Source organism: Vibrio sp. 11986-1-5, assembly GCF_963878025.1.
GTDB lineage: Bacteria > Pseudomonadota > Gammaproteobacteria > Enterobacterales > Vibrionaceae > Vibrio > Vibrio injensis.
Window position 1 is genome coordinate 178,273 of record NZ_CAWNVW010000052.1, and the last position, 21,129, is coordinate 199,401.

At 43.6% G+C, this 21,129-nt stretch carries 17 protein-coding genes; 12 read left to right on the plus strand and 5 right to left on the minus strand.

Annotation, left to right across the window (positions count from 1 at the left end):
- Positions 1-80: 80 nt before the first annotated feature.
- Together AACS00_RS14930 and rimI are read left to right on the plus strand one after the other, a co-directional pair.
- Entirely contained in the window at positions 81-482 is a 402-nt protein-coding gene (locus AACS00_RS14930) for a DNA polymerase III subunit psi (protein ID WP_072671356.1), read from the plus strand.
- Between the two features lie 3 nt (positions 483-485).
- Positions 486-932, plus strand: coding sequence for a ribosomal protein S18-alanine N-acetyltransferase (gene rimI, locus AACS00_RS14935; RefSeq protein ID WP_110167862.1), 447 nt, complete (start codon positions 486-488; stop codon positions 930-932).
- Positions 933-989: 57 nt separating this feature from the next.
- On the opposite strand, the gene AACS00_RS14940 is transcribed toward rimI, so the two are convergent.
- Positions 990-3,014, minus strand: a complete 2,025-nt coding sequence (locus AACS00_RS14940) for a putative bifunctional diguanylate cyclase/phosphodiesterase (protein WP_181397601.1) — start codon at positions 3,012-3,014, stop codon at positions 990-992.
- A gap of 193 nt (positions 3,015-3,207) precedes the next feature.
- On the opposite strand from AACS00_RS14940, the gene prfC reads away from it, so the two are divergent.
- Entirely contained in the window at positions 3,208-4,797 is a 1,590-nt protein-coding gene (prfC, locus tag AACS00_RS14945; protein WP_072671353.1) for a peptide chain release factor 3, read from the plus strand.
- Between the two features lie 63 nt (positions 4,798-4,860).
- Here the strand turns inward: prfC and srmB are convergent, their stop codons facing one another.
- The gene (gene srmB, locus AACS00_RS14950; RefSeq protein WP_110167864.1) at positions 4,861-6,096 is read right to left on the minus strand and encodes an ATP-dependent RNA helicase SrmB; all 1,236 of its coding nucleotides are present in this window, start codon (positions 6,094-6,096) and stop codon (positions 4,861-4,863) included.
- A gap of 89 nt (positions 6,097-6,185) precedes the next feature.
- Positions 6,186-6,908: a tRNA1(Val) (adenine(37)-N6)-methyltransferase gene (locus AACS00_RS14955; protein ID WP_110167865.1), complete on the minus strand. Its 723-nt coding sequence runs from the start codon at positions 6,906-6,908 to the stop codon at positions 6,186-6,188.
- Between the two features lie 307 nt (positions 6,909-7,215).
- Here AACS00_RS14955 and brnQ point away from each other — a divergent pair, with 307 nt between their 5' ends.
- The 4 genes from brnQ to AACS00_RS14975 all read left to right on the plus strand — a co-directional run bounded on the left by brnQ (position 7,216) and on the right by AACS00_RS14975 (position 13,157).
- Positions 7,216-8,529 (plus strand): branched-chain amino acid transport system II carrier protein, encoded by a 1,314-nt coding sequence (gene brnQ, locus AACS00_RS14960; protein WP_110167866.1) that lies wholly within the window; start codon positions 7,216-7,218, stop codon positions 8,527-8,529.
- A 239-nt stretch (positions 8,530-8,768) separates the two neighbouring features.
- Positions 8,769-9,867, plus strand: a protein-coding gene (prfB, locus tag AACS00_RS14965) for a peptide chain release factor 2 (RefSeq protein WP_110167867.1) whose coding sequence is annotated in 2 segments (ribosomal slippage) — positions 8,769-8,843 and positions 8,845-9,867 — 1,098 coding nt in all. Because the reading frame shifts where the segments join, the coding sequence is not laid out codon by codon here.
- A gap of 32 nt (positions 9,868-9,899) precedes the next feature.
- On the plus strand, positions 9,900-11,432 hold the full coding sequence (gene lysS / locus AACS00_RS14970; protein WP_072671349.1) for a lysine--tRNA ligase: 1,533 nt from the start codon (positions 9,900-9,902) through the stop codon (positions 11,430-11,432).
- A 396-nt stretch (positions 11,433-11,828) separates the two neighbouring features.
- A complete protein-coding gene (locus AACS00_RS14975) occupies positions 11,829-13,157 on the plus strand; it encodes a sigma-54-dependent transcriptional regulator (protein ID WP_072671348.1) in 1,329 nt (442 codons plus the stop codon).
- Positions 13,158-13,213: 56 nt separating this feature from the next.
- Here the strand turns inward: AACS00_RS14975 and AACS00_RS14980 are convergent, their stop codons facing one another.
- Both AACS00_RS14980 and mutH read right to left on the minus strand, forming a co-directional pair.
- Positions 13,214-14,248 (minus strand): NADP(H)-dependent aldo-keto reductase, encoded by a 1,035-nt coding sequence (locus tag AACS00_RS14980; RefSeq protein WP_110167868.1) that lies wholly within the window; start codon positions 14,246-14,248, stop codon positions 13,214-13,216.
- Between the two features lie 203 nt (positions 14,249-14,451).
- Complete coding sequence (gene mutH / locus AACS00_RS14985) at positions 14,452-15,120, minus strand: DNA mismatch repair endonuclease MutH (RefSeq protein WP_110167869.1); 669 nt, start codon at positions 15,118-15,120, stop codon at positions 14,452-14,454.
- A gap of 622 nt (positions 15,121-15,742) precedes the next feature.
- Here mutH and rppH point away from each other — a divergent pair.
- The 5 genes from rppH to AACS00_RS15010 are packed head-to-tail and all read left to right on the plus strand — an operon-like array spanning position 15,743 to position 21,030.
- A complete protein-coding gene (rppH, locus tag AACS00_RS14990; protein ID WP_040903856.1) occupies positions 15,743-16,261 on the plus strand; it encodes an RNA pyrophosphohydrolase in 519 nt (172 codons plus the stop codon).
- 1 nt (position 16,262) lies between these two features.
- A complete protein-coding gene (ptsP, locus tag AACS00_RS14995; RefSeq protein WP_072671345.1) occupies positions 16,263-18,509 on the plus strand; it encodes a phosphoenolpyruvate--protein phosphotransferase in 2,247 nt (748 codons plus the stop codon).
- A gap of 17 nt (positions 18,510-18,526) precedes the next feature.
- Positions 18,527-19,324 carry a sulfite exporter TauE/SafE family protein gene (locus AACS00_RS15000; RefSeq protein WP_072671344.1) on the plus strand — a complete coding sequence of 266 codons (798 nt, stop codon included), beginning with the start codon at positions 18,527-18,529 and terminating at the stop codon, positions 19,322-19,324.
- Positions 19,325-19,354: 30 nt separating this feature from the next.
- Positions 19,355-20,182, plus strand: coding sequence for a prolipoprotein diacylglyceryl transferase (lgt, locus tag AACS00_RS15005; protein ID WP_072671343.1), 828 nt, complete (start codon positions 19,355-19,357; stop codon positions 20,180-20,182).
- Positions 20,179-21,030, plus strand: coding sequence for a thymidylate synthase (locus AACS00_RS15010; protein ID WP_110167870.1), 852 nt, complete (start codon positions 20,179-20,181; stop codon positions 21,028-21,030). Before lgt ends, AACS00_RS15010 begins: the two co-directional genes overlap by 4 nt.
- Positions 21,031-21,129: the final 99 nt, after the last annotated feature.

The following is a 21,129-nucleotide window of genomic DNA, read 5'->3' on the forward strand; positions in this document are numbered from 1 at the left end:
TAGCTCTCAATACTTCCGCTATAGGCTTGATGGTCGATATTTGTTAGCATGTGCAGATAAATTTCGTGAAGTAGAACATCATGTTTGAGCAGCAACACTATTTACAGGCGATGGGTATTCAAGAGTGGCAGCTTATTCATCCACAACGATTGGCTGGCTACTCACCTCCGATAGAGTCTCTCGATAAACAGTGCCGATTATTGCTGGTTAGTTCGCTCTTGCCTTCTGGTGCACAATTGGTTTGGTTAGAACGAGTATTAAACAGCTTTCAGCTCAACTTATCACAAGCCAGACATGTCTATCCTCACCAGCTGTGTCAATTGGAACTCAATGATCTGCAATGGATATGGTATGTCGATTGCCAAGTAAGTGCCGTCACAACGGCAAAAGCATTACACACGCCAGCATTAAGTGAAGTTGAAGGTAATACGCACCATCGCCGAGAACTATGGCAACAAATCTGTTCTTACGGAGCGCAATAAACAATGAGTATTTACTTTGTTCCTCTCTCTGTTGAACATTTGCGCCAAGTTTGGTCGATAGAACAACAGGCTCATTCTCATCCTTGGTCAAAGAATATGATTGATGATTTAGCCAGCCGTGGCGCGTGTCATCGAGCAATGTTATTTAACGATCAGCTATTGGGTTACTATTATGCGCAGCATGTTGTCGGTGAAATCACCCTACTTAATCTAGCGATTGCGCCAAGTGAGCAGGGTAAAGGTTACGGTAAGCAATTAATTGAAGACTTTATTCAGCAAGGTGAGCGCTTGCAAGCACAAAGTGCTTGGTTAGAAGTGAGAGCGAGTAACCAACGCGCTTTTCGGCTGTATCAAGATGCAGGTTTTAATGAGATTGATCGACGTTTTAATTATTATCCGACCGAACAGGGTAAAGAAGATGCGATCATCATGAGTTATTTTTTCTTGTGATCCTCTCTAACTGACACTGCGGCGTTATTGGTATCGCTGGTTCTCTTTTATCTGTAGCTAAGGCGTTTTTGAATAACAATGGTGAATAAATCGCTGTTCAAGTTCTTGGCTGGTTAAGGGTTTATCAAATAAGTACCCTTGGAACTGTGTGCACCCCATAGTTTTCAGTGCCTCTAGCTCGAATTTGTCTTCAACGCCCTCGGCAATCACTTGTAAATCAAGACGTTTGGCAATCAATAAAATAGTATCGACAATCGCCTGCGCGCTAGGATCTAAATGCAATTGGGTGACAAAAGAACGATCAATTTTTAATACGTCAACCGCGAGATCTTTTAAGTAGCGTAGCGATGAATACCCTGTACCAAAATCATCAATCGCCAAATGCAGCGACTGGCTTTTTAGCTGAGCAATTTTTTGAATGGCTTCATCGATATTCTCTAACAGTAAGCCTTCAGTGATTTCTAATTCAATATAGTGACCACTGATCCCACTTTGTTGAAGGGTGGCAACGATGTGTTCAACAAAAGAGGCCTGTGAAAACTGCAGCGGACTAATATTGATCGCTAAACGGCGAAAATGTTCAGGAAGCACGCCACGTTTTTGCCATTGAGAGAGTTGATAACAAGCTTGTTCGATGATCCAGCGGCCAATCGGTAAAATCTGTCCGGTCTCTTCAGCGACTGGCATAAAAATACCGGGCGGAAGTAGCCCTTTTTCTGGATGATGCCAACGGATTAACGCTTCAACACCAATCAATTGATGCTGCTCATTCACTTGTGGTTGGTAATAAAGCTCCAATTGATGGTATTGCAAAGCTTCGTGCAGCCCCTTCTCTATATCAAGAAACGTCTCTACTTGCGCCTGCATTTCCGGTTCATAAAATAAATATTTATTTCGTCCACAGGTTTTTGCGCGGTAAAGGGCAGTATCTGCTTGTCGAAAAACATCCAAACTGGTGATCCCTTCAGAGGGGAAAGTGGCAATACCAATACTGGCGGTACAATACAGCTGATGGCCATCAATCGAATGAGGGTTAGCCAATAAAGCCAATAACTGCTGAGCGATACTCGAAATTTGTTGATAAGGTAAACTGGGAATAATAATTGCGAATTCATCTCCGCCCACTCTGGCAGCAGTATAACTCTGATTGGCCCAAGCCTGTAAACGGTGCGCGATGGATTGAATTAAGGTATCGCCAATGGTGTGCCCTAAAGAATCATTAATGGTTTTAAAACGGTCTAAATCTAAGTAAAAAAGTGCACCTGTGTGTTGGCGTTGATGCACATAAGCAATCGCTTGAGTCAGTGTTTGCAGCAATAATCCCCGATTAGCTAATCCGGTTAAACCATCGTAGTAGGCCAAGTGGTTCAGTTTGGCTTGCGCTTTTTCTTTGTCTTGCCATAAAGACTGAAAGCTAGAGGCAAGCTCACTTAATTCGTCTTTGGGGCGTAGTAAATTGGTCGGGATGGGGTGTTGAGCGGTAGGTAATGAACGTACCCAGTCAATTAACGTGGTGATTGGGCGGGAAAGTTTACGATAGAAAAAGGCCAATAATATAATGGTTAATAGCGTATTACGCAGTAAATCAAACAGGATCACCCGAGTGGTTTTGACGATAAACGCATGAGCAATGCTATTGCCATCAATCATAAAGCTCAGTTTTCCGACCACAATTTGCGAATCGGGTTGATGTAATTCGCTGACAAAAACCGGACTTTCAGGTGTAAGGTAACTCACCAAACTGCTTATCATTAACGAGGGATGACTGATAGGTCGCTGCTGCTTAGCTAAGACATCACCAAAATCATCAATCACTGCCGCGTTAATGATCGCTGGCTCTGCCATTAAAGAAGAGACCACTTGTTCTGCTAATAAATGATTAAGGTGGTAAGCCGCTTGGCTGGCATTAGTATAATTTTGCACTAATTTGAATTGATAATACTCTTCAACTCGTTTTTGCTCATGATGCAAATCAACCAAAGTATGATACAAGCTAAAGCAGAGGCCAACCAACACGGAGACCCAAAATACGGTGTTCGCTTGTCGAAACGCAAGGGAGTTGATAGGCTTTAATGTCATCAGGATTGAATCTATTTTTAAGTATTTAGTATTTATAGTTCATAATGATAGATAAATTAACTTTTCTGATTAAATAATGCGATACGCCTTTAGTTGCTCCAAACCTTAAGATCAGCGAGAATATCCGACAATTTGAACCATAAGGTCGACACCCTCGCATTGAGTTAGCTGTCGGCCGAAAAAGAAGATACCTTGCATGTCAACGACTCCTTTTATCGGCGAAGTCTCAAAGCGCCGAACTTTTGCTATTATTTCGCACCCCGATGCGGGTAAAACCACCATTACCGAAAAAGTCTTATTATTTGGACGCGCGATTCAAACCGCTGGCACGGTAAAAGGCCGTGGTTCAGCACAGCATGCTAAATCTGACTGGATGGAGATGGAGAAAGAGCGTGGTATCTCTGTAACCACATCGGTGATGCAGTTTCCTTATCAAAATGCGTTGGTCAATCTGTTGGATACTCCGGGACACGAAGATTTCTCGGAAGATACCTATCGGACGCTAACAGCTGTCGACTCATGTCTGATGGTTATCGATGCGGCAAAAGGGGTTGAGGACCGAACGCGTAAGTTGATGGAAGTCACTCGTCTGCGCGATACACCAATTATTACCTTTATGAATAAATTGGACCGCGAAATTAGAGACCCGATGGAGCTGCTCGATGAAGTGGAAGATGAACTAAACATTGCTTGTGCACCGATCACATGGCCGATTGGTTGTGGTAAAGCGTTTAAAGGGGTGTACCACATTCATCGTGATGAAACCATTTTATACTCTTCTGGACAGGGACATACCATTCAAGAGCAACGAGTGATTAAAGGGTTAACAAACCCAGATCTTGATGCTCAAATCGGGGCTGATTTAGCTAATCAATTACGGGAAGAGCTAGAGTTGGTGTTGGGTGCCTCTCACGAGTTTGATCTTGAGCTATTTATGCAAGGTGCTTTGACGCCAGTATTTTTTGGTACGGCACTCGGTAACTTTGGTGTTGACCATATGCTTGATGGACTTACCGAATGGGCTCCAGCGCCTTTAGCTCGTCAAGCGAATGAACGTGTGGTTGAAGCGACGGAAGAAAAATTCTCTGGTTTTGTGTTTAAAATTCAAGCCAATATGGATCCTAAACACCGAGATCGTATTGCTTTTATGCGTATTGTTTCGGGAACGTATAAGCAGGGCATGAAAATGAATCATGTTCGTCTTGGTAAGCAAGTCAGTATTTCCGATGCGGTGACGTTCATGGCGGGCGATCGCTCACGTGCCGAAGAAGCTTTCGCTGGAGATATCATAGGGTTACATAACCACGGCACGATTCAAATTGGTGATACTTTTACCCAAGGTGAATCACTGAAATTCTCTGGGATCCCTAACTTTGCCCCAGAGCTGTTTCGCCGTATTCGTCTGCGTGATCCTCTCAAACAGAAACAGCTACTGAAAGGGCTAGTACAACTCTCTGAAGAGGGAGCCGTGCAAGTTTTCCGTCCACTACAAAATAACGATTTGATTGTTGGAGCGGTAGGTGTGCTGCAGTTTGACGTGGTCGTGGCACGTTTGAAATCGGAATACAATGTGGAAGCCATTTACGAAGGCGTCAATGTGGCAACCGCGCGTTGGGTCGAGTGCGCTGATGCGAAGAAGTTCGAAGAGTTTAAGCGTAAAAACCAAAGTAATTTGGCTCTGGATGGTGGTGATAACTTAGCGTATATCGCTCCAACCATGGTTAACCTTAACTTAGCGCAAGAACGTGCTCCGGAGATTATTTTCCGAGCGACACGTGAGCATTAATGCGTCGTTAACTCATGAGTAATAAAAAAGCCGATGGATTGTTCATCGGCTTTTTTATTGGGTTTATTTCTTTTTCTTGGTCTTTTTCTTCACGCTTTTGGCGACAACTTTCTTTTTACTGTCGTCTTTTTTCTTTTTCTTAAACACCGGCTTTTTATGCGTAGGGCGTAATCCATCAATAAAGCGTTCTTTAATCTCTTCTTTCACATAGCGAGCGACGCGATCCATCATCATTTGATCATGCGCTTCGACTAAAGAAATCGCATTGCCTTTTTTACCGGCTCGAGCGGTTCGACCAATACGATGGAGGTAAACATCCGCGCTACGTGGCATATCAAAGTTAATCACGTGACTGACATCAGGAATATCAATACCTCGTGCAGCGACATCGGTCGCCAGTAGGATATTGACATCCCCTTCACGAAAACGGCTAATAGCGTTGTTACGTCGATCTTGCGGCATTTCACCTTGGATCCAAGCACAAGGGATTTGGGCTCGTTCTAGTTCTCCTCGTAATTCGGCTAAGCGTTCACGGGTTTTGAGAAACACGATTGAACGCTCGGCTTGCTGAGTAAGAATCACTTTTAGCAGGTCGAGTTTATGTTGCATGCTGTCAGCACGATGATACCACTGCGCGATTTTTTTCCGTTCCCGACGAGGTGGTTCTGCGGTAATTTCTGCTGGGTTATTGAGAAGATCCGCGGTAAAGCCTTCGACGCCACGGCCTTCTAAGGTCGCGGAAAAGAGCAAGGTTTGTTTACGCCAGCGGCATTCGGCGGCTAAACGATCGACGACAGGACCAAATCCCATATCCAACATGCGGTCGGCTTCATCAAGGATCAACCATTCAATCGCCCGGCAATCAAAACGCTCGGCGTTGATGTATTCAAGTAGGCGCCCAGGTGTCGCGACCACAATATCTTGCGTGGTAGCAAGAATATCGGCGTGTTCTTGATATTGCACACCACCAGTGATGGTGAATATATTCAGCCGAGTATGTTTGGCGAGTTGACGAGCTTGCTCAGTGATCTGCATTGCCAATTCACGCGTTGGCGTCAGGATCAGCATTCGCGCAGGTCCCGGTTTTTTGCGTGGAAAATCTTGTAAATATTGCAGAGCTGGAATCACAAACGCTGCCGTTTTTCCAGTGCCTGTCGGAGCAGAGGCAAGAATATCTCTACCGTCCAGGGCGTGGGGAATCGCCTCCTCTTGCACTTGAGTTGGGCGTTCGAAGCCTAATTCTTTAATTGCATCAAGGAGATTGTCATCCAGTTCTAGGTCAGCAAAGGTTTTAGTCACAGTTTATTTACTCCGCAAGGCTCGGGCTGAATAGTCTAAAATAGAGGGCGCACATTATAGTTGGATCCACGTCTAGATCACATCTTTAATTACACCATCTTAAGATAAAAAGCACGGGTAAGCTGGATAAATGCGTCGCTATAGTTGCCGGACTCACGAATGATCAGCTCGCTTGATTGTAATTGTTGATCGGTACGGCTCAGTTCAAATAATAGTCGTTGCACCGGTTTTTCTGCCGTAGATCTGACTTGACAGAGTCGGGTTAAATACCAACCTTGTTGTCGTGCTTGTTCAATCAATGCTTGTCCTTCTTGTTCGGGTAAAATTAGGCTAGCAGTACCTTGGTGAGTTAAATATTCTGTCAAACAGAGCAGCAATTGTTGATGAGAAAGCGTATCTGTATGACGCGCGATCGCTCGCGTTTTTTGTTGTGCTGGCTGCCCGCTATTAAAATAGGGGGGATTACAGATGATGGCATCAAACGGCTGAATAAAACGTAAGGCGGTAATATCATCATGCACCACTTCTATACGTGCCGACCATGCTGAGCGACGCACATTATTTGCTGTGGCCAAAAATGCTTGCTGATCAATATCGATAGCGTAAATGTGACTATCGGAAAAACGTTGAGCACACATTAAGCTCAGTAAGCCTGTACCACAACCAATGTCGAGTATACGTTCGGGGGGGCGGGTGAAAGCCCAGGCTCCTAATAGTACACCATCGGTGCTGACGGGCATGCCACTGTGCCCAGGTTCAATGGTAAATTGCTTAAAACGAAAGCCTTTTGTTATCGGTCGAGCTGTCTTCATTAAATATCGCTATGGGGTTGTTTTTTAAAAGTTAATCTGCTGTTGGTTTTTTGTTTGGTGTTTTGTGCTGAACAAACAACCGCAGTCATGGGTTGGTAACTGAAATATCATTCCATTAATGTTTTATAAATTAGTGTATTTAACTGCTATTGAACCTTCAGAATAAATTAATGTAGTGTTTTTCCCTTAGCTATTGCGAAATGCTGATAGGTTGTTCATTATTCGCCTTCACTAAAAACTAGATGGCTTGTACTGTCTAGAGATGCACACACAACATTCATTAAATAAGTAAATATAAGGGTTATCTGTGAAACAGACGTTAAAATTAACAGATATTGCCGCATTAGGCTTTATGCTATTTGCCTTCTTTTTAGGCGCAGGCAACATTATCTTTCCGCCATTAGCGGGTCAACAAGCTGGGATAAACTTGATGTCTGCCATGGGGGGCTTTTTATTGACGGCGGTGGGACTGCCTTTAGTGACGATCATTGCGGTGGCGATTGCTGGAGGTAGCTGGAATCACCTTACGAAAGATCTGCCAATCAAAGTCGCGACACTGATTGCCGTATTGATCTTCATTATTATCGGTCCGGCTTTTGCTGCGCCACGAACCGGACTGGTTGCTTATGAAATGGCGGTTAGTCCACTCTTTGCTGATAGCTCGCAAGCTCACCTAACTATTTTCTCGATCCTTTTCTTTTTGGTAGCAATATTTTTCTCTTGGTCGCAAGGACGTTTAATTGACCTCATCGGTAAAGTATTAACTCCCGCGCTCTTTATCGGTCTAGTCGTGTTGGCGATTGGTGTGTTCTTAGACCCTCAAGGCGATTGGATGCCGGCCACTGGGCCTTATGCCACTCAACCTTTCACTAAAGGTTTCTTGGAAGGTTACAACACCATGGATACCTTAGCAGCCTTGATGTTTGGGATGTTGATTGTTGATGCCTTGCGTAGTAAGGGCATTACCGAGCAGCGTGCGACGACGAAATATCTTATCAGTTCAGCCTTTATTGCTGCCTTCGGTCTTGCTTCGGTGTACATCTCTCTGTTTTATCTTGGTGCAACCAGTTCAGCTATCGCCGCTGGCGCAGATAATGGTGGCTTTATTTTAAGCCAATATGTACAAGCTTTATTTGGTCCTTATGGGCAGTTAGTTTTATCGACCATCGTCCTTTTAGCCTGTTTGACGACGGCGATTGGTCTTATTTCTGCGTGTTCAGATTACTTCTGCTCCTTGACGCCTCTTCCATACCGCGCTTGGGTAGTGATTAATGGCGTTGCTTGTGCAGTGGTTGCTAATGTTGGTTTATCTCAGCTGATTGCTTTGTCGATTCCAGTTTTGGTTGCGCTTTATCCTGTCGCGATAGCGCTAGTGGTTCTCGCCTTTGTGCGCCACAAAATGCCGAATCCTAAAGTGGCTTTTCGGGTTGTGACTTTAGTTGCGTTCTTGTTTGCTTTAATTGATGCCGCTCAAGTCGTTGGGCTAGATATGTCAATGTTCGACATGTTGCCACTGTTTGATGTCGGTATGGGTTGGGTTTTACCGTCGTTAGCGGCGCTAATATGCATGTTCTTTATGGCTCGTTCAGTGGTAGAACAATCCTCTAATGATGTTGCTTAGTGACGTTTTAGGTTGCAATAGAGCAGCGTGTTGATGGCGTGACGTTAATCTGCATACTGTTAACCATTTATTGTGATTAGGTGTTGTGATGGTGAATCACGTCATGTCGCTAAAATCCAATATCCCCTAAAGCGGAGCCGTATGGCTCCGCTTTTTTTCTAAGCAATTTTTCCTGTATCTTCGTCACATTTTTCAGTAGAATTCTGCGGTTAAATTCTATTCATAAAGTCAAAATAACTATGTTTGAAATCAATCCGATTAAAACCCGTATTCAGGACGTGTCGCAGCGCACATCGATCCTCAGGGGGTATCTTTGACTATGACGCTAAGCAAGAGCGTCTAGAAGAAGTCAACGCTGAACTAGAACAACCCGATGTGTGGAATGAACCTGAGCGTGCACAAGCGTTAGGCAAAGAGCGATCTTCGTTACAAGCGGTAGTGGAAACCATTAACCAGCTGGAACAAGGGGTCGATGATGTTGAAGGTTTACTTGAACTGGCGATTGAAGCTCAGGATCAAGAAACGTTTGACGAAATCCTGCCTGAGCTCGAAGAACTTGAAGAGAAACTAGCACAGCTAGAGTTTCGTCGCATGTTCTCTGGTGATCATGATGCTTCGCATTGCTACATTGATTTACAAGCTGGTTCTGGTGGTACAGAAGCTCAAGACTGGACGTCGATGCTATTGCGGATGTATTTGCGTTGGGCGGATGACAAAGGCTTTAAGACCGAAGTGATTGAGGTTTCAGAGGGTGATGTTGCTGGACTTAAATCCGCGACTGTGCGTATTATCGGGGACTACGCTTATGGCTGGCTAAGAACCGAAACGGGAGTGCATCGTTTAGTTCGTAAATCCCCGTTTGATTCCGGCGGCCGTCGTCATACTTCTTTTGCTTCAGCATTTGTTTACCCAGAAATTGACGAAAATATTGCCGTAGATATTAACCCAGCAGATTTACGTATCGACGTATATCGTGCATCGGGTGCTGGTGGTCAGCACGTTAACACCACAGAATCGGCGGTACGTATTACCCACGTTCCGACTAATACCGTGGTGCAGTGCCAAAACGATCGTTCTCAGCATAAAAACAAAGACCAAGCGATGAAGCAACTACGCGCCAAATTGTTTGAGTTGGAATTACAAAAACAAAATGCTGAAAAACAAGCCAATGAAGATGCTAAATCGGACATTGGTTGGGGAAGCCAAATTCGCTCTTACGTATTAGATGATTCACGGATCAAAGATTTGCGTACTGGAGTTGAAAACCGTAATACACAAGCGGTTCTCGATGGTGATTTAGATAAATTTATTGAAGCTAGCCTGAAATCAGGTCTGTAAGCTTTTTACCGACAAAACAAGGTACATGCAAAATGACTGATGCTGTTCAAAACGAAACGAATCAAGAGCAAATCGCGCAAGAAGAAAACAAACTAATTGCAGAGCGTCGTAGTAAGTTAGAGCACATCCGTAAAAGTTGTAAGGCGAACGGTCACCCGAATGACTTTCGTCGTGATAGCTTAGCGGGTGATCTACAAGCAGAGTTCGGTGAGAAGAGCAAAGAAGAACTGGAAGCACTCAATCATATTGTTTCCATCGCGGGTCGAGTGATGGCTAAGCGTGGTCCTTTTTTGGTGATTCAAGAGACGTCCGGTCGAATTCAAGCTTATGCCGACAAAACGGTACAGGCTGAGCTAAAAGAAAAATATCAAGGGCTTGATATTGGTGACATTATTGGCGTGAAAGGTGCTTTGCATAAGTCAGGTAAAGGCGATCTTTACGTAAATATTGAGCAGTATGAACTGCTGACTAAAGCGCTACGTCCATTACCTGAAAAGTTTCATGGTTTAACCGATCAAGAAATGCGTTATCGTCAACGTTACGTTGATTTGATTGTCAATGAAGATTCTCGTCAAGCTTTTGTCATCCGCTCTAAAGTGATGTCAGCCATTCGTAATTTCATGACTTCAAAACAATTTATGGAAGTCGAAACGCCGATGATGCACGTCATCCCTGGTGGAGCGAGTGCGCGTCCATTCATCACTCATCATAACGCGCTTGATATGCCAATGTATTTGCGTATTGCTCCAGAGCTTTACTTAAAACGTTTGGTTGTCGGTGGTTTTGATCGCGTTTTTGAAATCAACCGTAACTTCCGTAATGAAGGCTTATCACCTCGCCATAACCCAGAATTCACCATGATGGAATTCTATATGGCGTATGCAGATTACAAAGATTTGATGGATTTCACGGAAGAGCTACTAAGTACGGTTGCACTTGAAGTGCTAGGCTCAACGTCGATGCCTTATGGTGATGAAACCGTAGAGTTTGGTGGTAAATACGCTCGCATGAGCATGTTTGAAGCCATCAAGCACTACAATCCTCAACACGAGCAAATTCAAGCATTAACTGAAGATGACCTACAAAATCGTGATCTTATGGTGTCGATTGCTAAATCGGTGCATGTTGATGTCGAGCCTTTCTGGACTTGTGGTCAGCTTCTTGAAGAAATCTTTGGTGAAACGGCAGAGCCGAAATTGATGCAGCCGACATTCATTACTGGCTATCCAGCGGATATCTCGCCGTTAGCTCGCCGTAGTGATGATAATCCATTCTTCACCGATCGCTTTGAATTCTTCATTGGCGGTCGTGAAGTGGCGAATGGCTTCTCAGAACTGAATGATGCCGAAGACCAAGATGCACGTTTCAAATCGCAAGTTGAAGCCAAAGAGTCTGGTGATGACGAAGCGATGTTCTACGACGCAGATTACATTACTGCCCTTGAGCATGGTTTGCCACCGACGGCTGGTCAAGGGATTGGTATTGACCGTTTAGTGATGTTATTGACTAATACACATACGATTCGTGACGTTATTTTGTTCCCAGCGATGCGTCCGCAGCAATAATGGTTAGTGATAACTTAGAAACCGCCCACGAGGCGGTTTTTTTTGCTTGATACTTGGTGAGATGCCTTGATAGCGATCTTAGCCTATCATTAATTAGGACAATAAAGGATGTGCGATCAAAAAAAACAGTATTATCCCTTCGTTTATGGATGATATTGCCTATAGTCTTACTCGTGAGATAGATTCTATTTTAGAGTACCGCTAAGGTAGCGACAATGATCGTTACTTTTGGCCAATCACTGCGTTAACTCGATTGGCTAAGCGGGGGCATTTTTGTCATCGTGAGCGACATTGAGAGATGGAGCAAGTCCACCTTGCCATCTGTATCTCCAAAGCTGTATGGGTATCAATCAATTCAGCGCTGTATAACAATAATACTCATAAGGAAACCTGTTGATGGGCACTCAATTTCGGATGAATTGCGTTCCCGGTTCGCTGATTGTCGTTGGAGGCAGCTATGAACCGTGGTTAACCGTTTTAGAAAAGGCCGGATGGCGTTGTATGCAATGCGCAGATTTGCGTAAAGTAGATCAACAATTTACAGAAATTGGACCATGTATTGGTATTGTTGATCTCAGCAATGATGAATTTAGCTTAAATGGTATTGCTAATTTGGTCAGTAGCCATAAGCAGGTTCGTTGGTTGGCATTTGTTCGCGAGTCTCAGCTCAGCTCCGATACGATTTGCCAGTTTATCGTCAATTTCTGTATCGACTTTTTTACCGCACCAATCCCTGATGCTCAATTACTGAGTACTATTGGCCATCAACTGGGTATGCTGCAATTAGAAAAAAAAGTGTGGCCGAATTACGGTATTAATAACCAAATGGATTTATTAGGTGAATCACTGCCAATTAAGCGACTACGTGATCAAATTAAACGCGTTGCACCAACCGATGTTAGTATTCTTATCTCTGGTGAAAGTGGAGTGGGTAAAGAAAGGGTCGCTAGAGCTATTCACAACACATCATCTCGTGCTCATAAACCTTTTGTCAGTGTTAATTGCCAAGCAATACCAGAACATCAACTTGAAGCCGAGTTATTCGGTATCGGGCATCCCGATTCAATCCCCCCTTTGTTAGCGAAAGCTCATCAGGGAACATTATTACTTAATGATATTTTGGCGTTACCGAAACGACAACAGCTCAACTTGTTGCATTTTTTCCAACAAGGGACTTTACCGGCGTCGATTGGTGCAAAGGCGGTGGATGTCAGGATCTTAGCTACCCATACGACTGATATTGAAAAGGCGTTGATTGATGGTGAATTCAATGAAGAGCTCTATCATTACATTAATGTATTGCGGATTAATGTCCCCAGTTTGCGAGAACGATCAAGCGATATTGCGCTGTTTGCTGGGCATTTTTTAAAGGAGTACTCCAAAGAGTACAACGCGCAAGCGCGGAGTTTCTCTGAACAGGCACTACAAACGATGGAGCGATATGATTGGCCGGGCAATGTTCGTGAGTTAATGAATCAAATTAAGCGAATGGTCTTAATGTCTGATTCGATCATGCTTGATGAAACGCAGCTTGATCTACCTAAACGAGAAAGTAAAAGAACGTTAAAAAGCATTAAAGAGCGTTCAGAGCGAGAGGCACTCGTACAGGCATTAGAAGCGCATCGCGGACAAATCACTCATGCAGCCAGAGAGTTAGCCATATCCCGAGCGACCATGTATCGCCTTTTGAATAAGCATGGCTTACTCTCTGACTCGATTTTTTAGTCGTATTTTTTCAATCGTTAGGCTCTTAAAAAGGGCCTAACGTCGTCACACTAAGCTTAAGGGCAAGGATTCGAGTATTGGATCGCAATCTGATTGATTCTGCCGAGCAGCTCTTCACTCAATACCAGATCTAGACTATCAATATTGGTTTTTAACTGTTCGATAGTTGTCGCACCAATAATATTGGCGGCGACAAACGGTCTCTGATTAACAAAAGCCAACGCCATTTGTGCGGGATCCAAGGAAAATTCATGCGCTAAATCGACATACGCTTGTGTTGCCGCTAACCCTTGTGGTGTGAAATAACGCTGAAAACGTTCGTATAAAGAGCAGCGTGCACCGCTAGGACGTGCACCATGTAAATATTTACCACTCAATGTGCCAAATGCTAATGGGGAGTAAGCGAGTAATTTAACGCCTTCATAATGGCTTATCTCTGATAGCCCAACTTCAAAACTACGATTCAGTAAGTTATAAGGGTTTTGGATAGAGACCATGCGTGGTAAATCGTGTTTCTCCGCTAGACGAAGATACGTCATTAATCCCCAAGGTGTTTCATTTGAAACGCCAATATAACGAACCTTTCCCATCCGTACTAAATCGTTCATTGCTTCCAAGGTTTCGATCAAGGTGATCTCTTCTTGAGTTTCCGGATAAGGGTAGTTGAGTAGGCCAAAGGTGTTGGTTTGACGTTGTGGCCAGTGCAATTGGTAGAGATCGACATAATCGGTTTTTAGGCGGCGTAAACTATCATCGATCGCTTGATGGATATTGCGATGATCCAGAGCCATTTTATCGCGAATATAACTGACACTTCGTGGACCGGCTACTTTAGTGGCCAGAACAAATTTTTCACGTTTCGCTGATTTCTCTAACCAACGACCAATGTACTCTTCGGTTAAACCTTGGGTTTTGGCGCTGGGTGGGACAGGATACATCTCTGCAGTGTCGATAAAGTTGACGCCACGTTCAAGAGCATAATCGAGTTGCTGAAAGGCCTGCGCTTGATCATTTTGTTCACCAAACGTCATAGTGCCTAAGCAAATCTTACTGATTTCTAATGTTGAATGCGGTAATTTTGTATATTGCATTGTACTTCCTTGTTACCGTGAAGCTCCCTACTTTTGATGGGTGATCAATAAAACGATAGCGAGCGAAAATCGCCGTTGTCTTTAAACACCAAGGAGTTAGGGAGAGAGACATTGAATCGAATTATTCCACTATAATCTAAGCGACAGGGTAAAGTCACTGCTCGTTTTATCTTAAATTCGTTGCTTAATGGCTGAGCATGAGATTAGTACAGATAATGCTGCTGGAGTATTTGCGCGGTAAACTGAGTCCGTAAATAAAAACCTCGCGGCAAGGTTCGGATCGGACGACCATTAGCGCCATAAGCTTCGGTTAACGCTCGGCTGTTAGCGGCTTTTGGTCTCAGTTGCAATACTTCACCATGTCTTGCGGTAATCTCAGCAATCCTACCGAGTACAATAAACTCCATCAATTCTTCCCAATCGGCTTTTAATTGCGCTTCTTCTGTGGCTGAAGGGCTCCAAATCAGTGGCGAGCCGACTCGACGTTCTGCTAAAGGGATTTCTCGCTCTCCCTGAACAGGGATCCATAACACCCGCGACAATTTTTGCCTGACATGGCTATTTTCCCATGTCAGTCCTTGGACACCCGTTAACGGTGCGACGCAAACAAAGGTAGTTTCAAGAGGCTTACCAGTATAACCAATCGGAATGCTTTTTAGCTCGATACCTAAATTGGCAAAGTCTTGCTGTGGTTTACTGCCGGCACTTGCGCCTAAATGCCATTCTAATAGCTGACCAACCCAGCCCTTATCTTTTTTGAGATCGGCAGGAACAGCAATCTGTGCATGTTCAGCTAATTCGGCAAAACTAAGTCCGGCAATGTGTTGGGCTCGATGAAGAAGCTCTTGTTCACTTTTAGGTTCTGATAGCATAGCGAAGGTACTGAGGTAAAAACCCTAGTGTAACAAAAACTCGCCTTGGGGAGTAACAGACTCTTCACTGGTCCAGTAATGAAAAGATCATTATCAGAAGTTATCCACAGCTAATCATAAGTCACCTGTCGATAGTTAGGGTTTTTCTCATTCATGTATGGATAAACAGGGTTTTTAAACGCTATATGAAGGATAGAAAAGTAATGTTAGGTCGATAAATTCATTCAAGTGTGGATAACCATACATTTGATGGATCTTTGAACGATACAGTTATACTTTTGATCTTTTTAACAACTTGGTAGATGTTGTTTTTGTTTTAAATTATATCTAATTGTTTTTTATTGGTTATTTTTATTTTTAGTCATGGTATCTAACCAATGATAAGATTAAATATAGAATTTTTAGTCTACTTCCTCGGCTTCTTCACATGGTTATTCACAGAAAACGTGAATAAATGTGCTCTGTCTCTCATTCTTTTGTTGATAACTATAGCGATGAGTGAAAGTTATGCAGTTTCTTCTCGATCGTTAATAAATCTCGCCTGAATCACACGAGTTCGTTTGCTCCTGCTGGGGATATGTGGAAAAATCAACATCATTAAGATTTTATGAGAGGTTTGCCAGTGATCGATGGCGATGGTTACCGACTCAATGTAGGTATTGTGATTTGTAACAACCATGGTCAGGTATTCTGGGCGAAACGATATGGACAACACTCATGGCAGTTTCCTCAAGGGGGGATTGATGAGGGTGAATCTCCCGAACAAGCGATGTTTAGGGAGCTTTACGAAGAGGTTGGGTTAACAAAGAAAGATGTTAAAGTCATTGCCACTAGTCGTCATTGGTTAAGGTACAAACTACCAAAGCGCTTAGTGCGATGGGATTCTCAACCGGTCTGTATTGGACAAAAACAGAAATGGTTCTTACTGCGTCTTGAATGTGATGAATCAAAAATCAACATGCAACGTGGTAGCACCCCTGAATTTGATGGTTGGCGCTGGGTAAGCTACTGGTATCCAGTTAGGCAAGTTGTGTCTTTTAAGCGTGATGTATATCGGCGAGCAATGAAAGAGTTTGTCTCTTTAGCCATGCCATTTAAAGAACGTAAAATAAAAGGTAAGCGCAAAAACCGTAGGGGATAAGATGCTCTCTCAGCTAAGGGATATTGTTGAACAAGTATCAAAAGTGGAAGATGTTTATCAAGCATTGGATATTTTTGTAAAACAGACGTGTACAGCGATGAACACGGAATGTTGCACGGTCTACTTAGCGAATGAAGAGATGTCTCGCCTTGAGTTAATGGCGACACAAGGGTTAACTTTCAAAGGCGATAAAATTCATATTGGTTTTGATGAAGGCTTAGTGGGCTTAGTTAAACGTACTGCTGAGCCGATTAACCTTGCTAAAGCCTCACAACATCCTAATTTTAAATATTTTAAACAACTGGGAGAGGAGGTTTATCACTCTTTTCTTGGTACCCCCATCATTTACCGCAAACAAGTGTTGGGGGTTCTGGTGGTACAGCAAAAATCGCCTCGCTTATTCAGCGAGATGGAAGTCTCTTTCTTGGTGACGCTGGCGGCTCAGTTAGCGGTGATCATTGCTCATTCCCAAACGCAAGGACATTGGCTGTTATCTAAGAAGCAACAGTCTGTCAGTGGCATTGCCGCCTCAACTGGGGTTGCGATTGGCGAGTTGTGGTGGGATGACTCTCAACCACAATTGACGGACGTTTCTCCCGCTTCGACCTTAGATAAAGAAAGAGAACAAGCTTGGTTAACCCGGGCAATTGAAAATGCTCTGAACGATTTTCGTAAGTTACGCAAAAAGCTTGATAACGATATCAATAAAGAAGCATTGGCGATTTTTGACTTATTTACCCATTTACTCAATGATCCTATGTTGCGCAATGATCTGAAGGCGCAAGTTCTGAAAGGCGATCGCGCTGACTGGGCGGTACGCCAAGTTGTCGAAAGCTATTCTAACCGTTTTGCTCGTATGTCCGATGCTTATTTGCGGGAGCGTTCACAAGACATACGTGAGCTTGGTCAGCGGCTGCTCTATTTTCTCTACAACACGGAGCATGAACAGCAACAATTAGACAAACCGATTATCTTAGTGGTGCGAGAGCTAACCGCATCGATATTGGCTGGTTTACCGAAAGATAAGTTATTAGCTGTGGTCTCTCTTGAGGGCGCGGCCAATTCACATGCCGCCATTTTATCTCGCGCGTTGGGTATTCCAGCGGTGATGGGCGTGTCACTGAACTTAAAGCAAGTGAATGGCAAAAAAGGCATTGTTGATGGCTACAGTGGTAAATTATACATTTCCCCTAGTAAGCCTATTCTTGCTGAATATCGTGCGTTGGCCTACGAAGAGCGACAATTGGCACAAATGGTCAATGAGGCAATTTTAGAGCCCGCATTAACCGAAGATGGTGTGCAGATAGAGTTACTGTTAAACGCAGGATTAAGCGCAGATACGAATATCGCTATTAATCAAGGCATTGATGGCATAGGACTTTATCGCACCGAGATTTCTTTTTTACTTCAACAACGTTTACCCTCTGAAGAAGAGCAAATTCAGCAATATCGAGCGGTCCTTGAAGGTTATCCTGATCAGCCTGTCGTGATGCGTACCTTAGATATCGGTGGTGATAAGCCGCTGCCTTATTTACCCATTGATGAAGATAATCCCTTTTTAGGCTGGCGTGGCATTCGTTTTACGCTGGATCATCCAGACATTTTCTTAATTCAATTACGAGCCATGCTGCGAGCCAGTAGTGGCCATGATAATTTGCGTATTTTGTTGCCGATGATTTCTGGGGTAAAAGAGCTTGATGATGCTCGGCGATTTATCGATCAAGCCTATCAAGAATCGATCAAAGTTGATGCCAGCATCGTCAGGCCTAAAATCGGTATTATGCTTGAAGTGCCTTCCATGCTCTATCTATTGCCATTGATTGCCAAAAAAGTCGATTTTATTTCAGTGGGAACTAACGATTTAACGCAGTATCTTTTGGCGGTTGATCGGAACAATACCCATGTTTCGGATGTCTATGATTCGATGCACCCTGCAGTGATTATGGCATTGAAACAAATTTCGCAAACCTGTCAGCAGTATTCGTTGCCAGTATGTGTCTGTGGTGAGCTGGCTGGTGACCCTTTTGGTGCTTTATTACTCATCGGTTTAGGCTACTCCACTTTGAGTATGAATGCGTCAAACGTAGCCAAAGTAAAATATTTGGTTCGTCATTCGGCAAGGCGTGAATTACAGTTATTGGCTGATAAAGCCTTGATGCAATCGTATGGTCATGACATTTATAATATGATGCTCACCCATTTTGAAACGAAAGGCTTCGCTGGATTTGTGCGGGCTGGTAAAAAATAAACAAATAGGACGCCACTGTGGGTATTGAGTTCATTCTTCTGCTAATCATATTAGGTTCTGTCGTTGGATTGTTGGCTGGTTTGTTAGGTATTGGCGGTGGGCTATTAGTGGTTCCTGCCCTGCTGTTTTTGTTACCGCAAATGGGCATTCATCCAGAGATCGTTATGCATATTGCTCTGGCGACCTCTTTAGCGACGATCATCATCACCTCTATTTCCTCTGCGTTGAATCATCTTAAATTGGGTAATATCGATTTATTTGTTGTTAAATGGCTGCTGCCGGGCGTGCTTACTGGCGGTTTTTTAGGCTCTGTGGTTGCCGAGTGGATCCCTAGTGATTATTTACCTAAAGTATTTGGGGTTATCGTTTTGGCTCTTGCACTGCAGATGGTGCGTTCTTCCATGCAAGCTCGTTCAACAAGGCCGATGCCGGGAGCGATAGTGACGTTATTATCAGGAAATGGGATCGGAATTATTTCTACGTTAGCGGGAATTGGTGGTGGCTCATTAACGGTTCCTTTTTTAAATCACCATGGTGTTGAGATGCGTAAAGCGGTTGGTTCATCGGCCGTGTGTGGTTTAGTGATTGCCATTTCTGGTATGTTAGGCTTTATTTTGCATGGTTATCGAGTAGAAAATCTACCGGAATATAGCCTAGGTTATGTGTATCTTCCTGCATTATTAGCCATTGCTTCCACCTCAATCTTGACTACTCGGATCGGCGCTAAATTAGCGTCACGATTGCCGACGGTAACGCTAAAACGTTTTTTTGCTTTTTTCCTGATGTTCGTAGCAATAACAATGTTGTTGCAATAACTTTTTATCTAAGACAGAGAACGCTATTTTATGTCTCAAGGCTATCTTACTTTTCCTAATATTGACCCGGTGTTATTTTCTATCGGCCCGCTTTCTGTGCGTTGGTACGGAATGATGTACTTATTTGGCTTCCTATTTGCTATGTGGTTAGCTAATCGCCGAGCTGATAAGCCCGGCAGTGGATGGACACGAGAACAGGTTTCAGATTTGCTTTTTGCTGGCTTTTTAGGCGTTGTGATTGGTGGACGGGTTGGCTATGTTCTTTTTTATAACTTTGAGCTTTTCTTAGCCGATCCCTTGTATCTGTTTAAAGTATGGACTGGTGGAATGTCTTTTCACGGTGGTTTACTGGGCGTGATAACGGCGATGTATTGGTACGCTCGTCGTCAGCAACGTACTTTTTTTGGTGTTGCTGATTTTGTCGCTCCTTTAGTGCCGTTCGGTTTAGGCATGGGGAGGCTCGGTAACTTCATGAACTCTGAACTGTGGGGACGAGTGACCGATGTTCCTTGGGCGTTTGTTTTCCCGAATGGTGGGCCATTACCGCGCCATCCATCACAACTTTATGAATTGGTACTAGAAGGGATCGTACTGTTTTTTATTTTAAATTGGTTTATCAAAAAGCCGCGTCCTCTAGGCGCCGTTTCTGGGCTATTTTTGATCGGATATGGTACATTCCGTTTCCTTGTCGAGTTTGTTCGCGAACCGGATGTGCAACTCGGTTTGTTTGGTGATGTGATCTCCATGGGACAAATTCTATCTACGCCGATGATTATCTTCGGAATAATATTAATGGTATGGGCGTATCAACGCCAAATGTATCAAGATAGTCCGCAAAAAAGTAAGGTTGTAAAGTGAAGCAGTATTTAGACCTTTGCCAGAGAATTGTTGACCAAGGCATCTGGGTTGAGAACGAACGAACCGGTAAGCGCTGTCTGACCGTGATTAATGCCGATCTCACTTATGATGTGGCAAATAATCAGTTTCCCTTAGTCACGACACGAAAGAGTTTTTGGAAATCAGCGGTTGCTGAATTGCTGGGCTATATTCGTGGCTATGACAGTGCCGCAGATTTTCGTCAGCTAGGCACCAAAACATGGGATGCGAATGCGAATATGAATGCGGCTTGGCTGGCTAATCCTTATCGTAAAGGTGAGGATGATATGGGACGAGTTTATGGCGTTCAAGGACGTGCATGGGCTAAGCCTGATGGTGGACATATCGATCAACTGAAAAAAATTGTTGATGACTTAACGCGCGGTATTGACGATAGGGGAGAAATTCTCAATTTTTACAATCCGGGTGAGTTTCATATGGGCTGTTTACGGCCGTGTATGTATAGTCATCACTTTTCTTTGTTGGGCGATACGCTCTATCTAAACAGCACTCAACGATCGTGTGATGTCCCGCTTGGGCTGAATTTTAACATGGTTCAAGTGTATGTTTTTTTGGCAATTATGGCACAAATTACCGGTAAAAAACCGGGTTTGGCTTACCATAAAATTGTCAACGCACACATTTATGAAGACCAACTGGAATTAATGCGTGATGTTCAATTAAAGCGTCAACCACTGCCTGCGGCACAGTTTCACATTAATCCAGAGATTCGTTCACTGGAAGATTTAGAGACATGGGTAACGCTTGATGATTTCTCGGTAACGGATTATCAGCATCATGAGCCGATTCAATATCCTTTTTCCGTCTAATCATGACGTTTATCTTTATGCGTAGTGTGAGATAAGATCCAACGCAAAGAAAGACGATGACGATAGATAAGCGTTATCAATCTCGGTGAAGTGTTGATT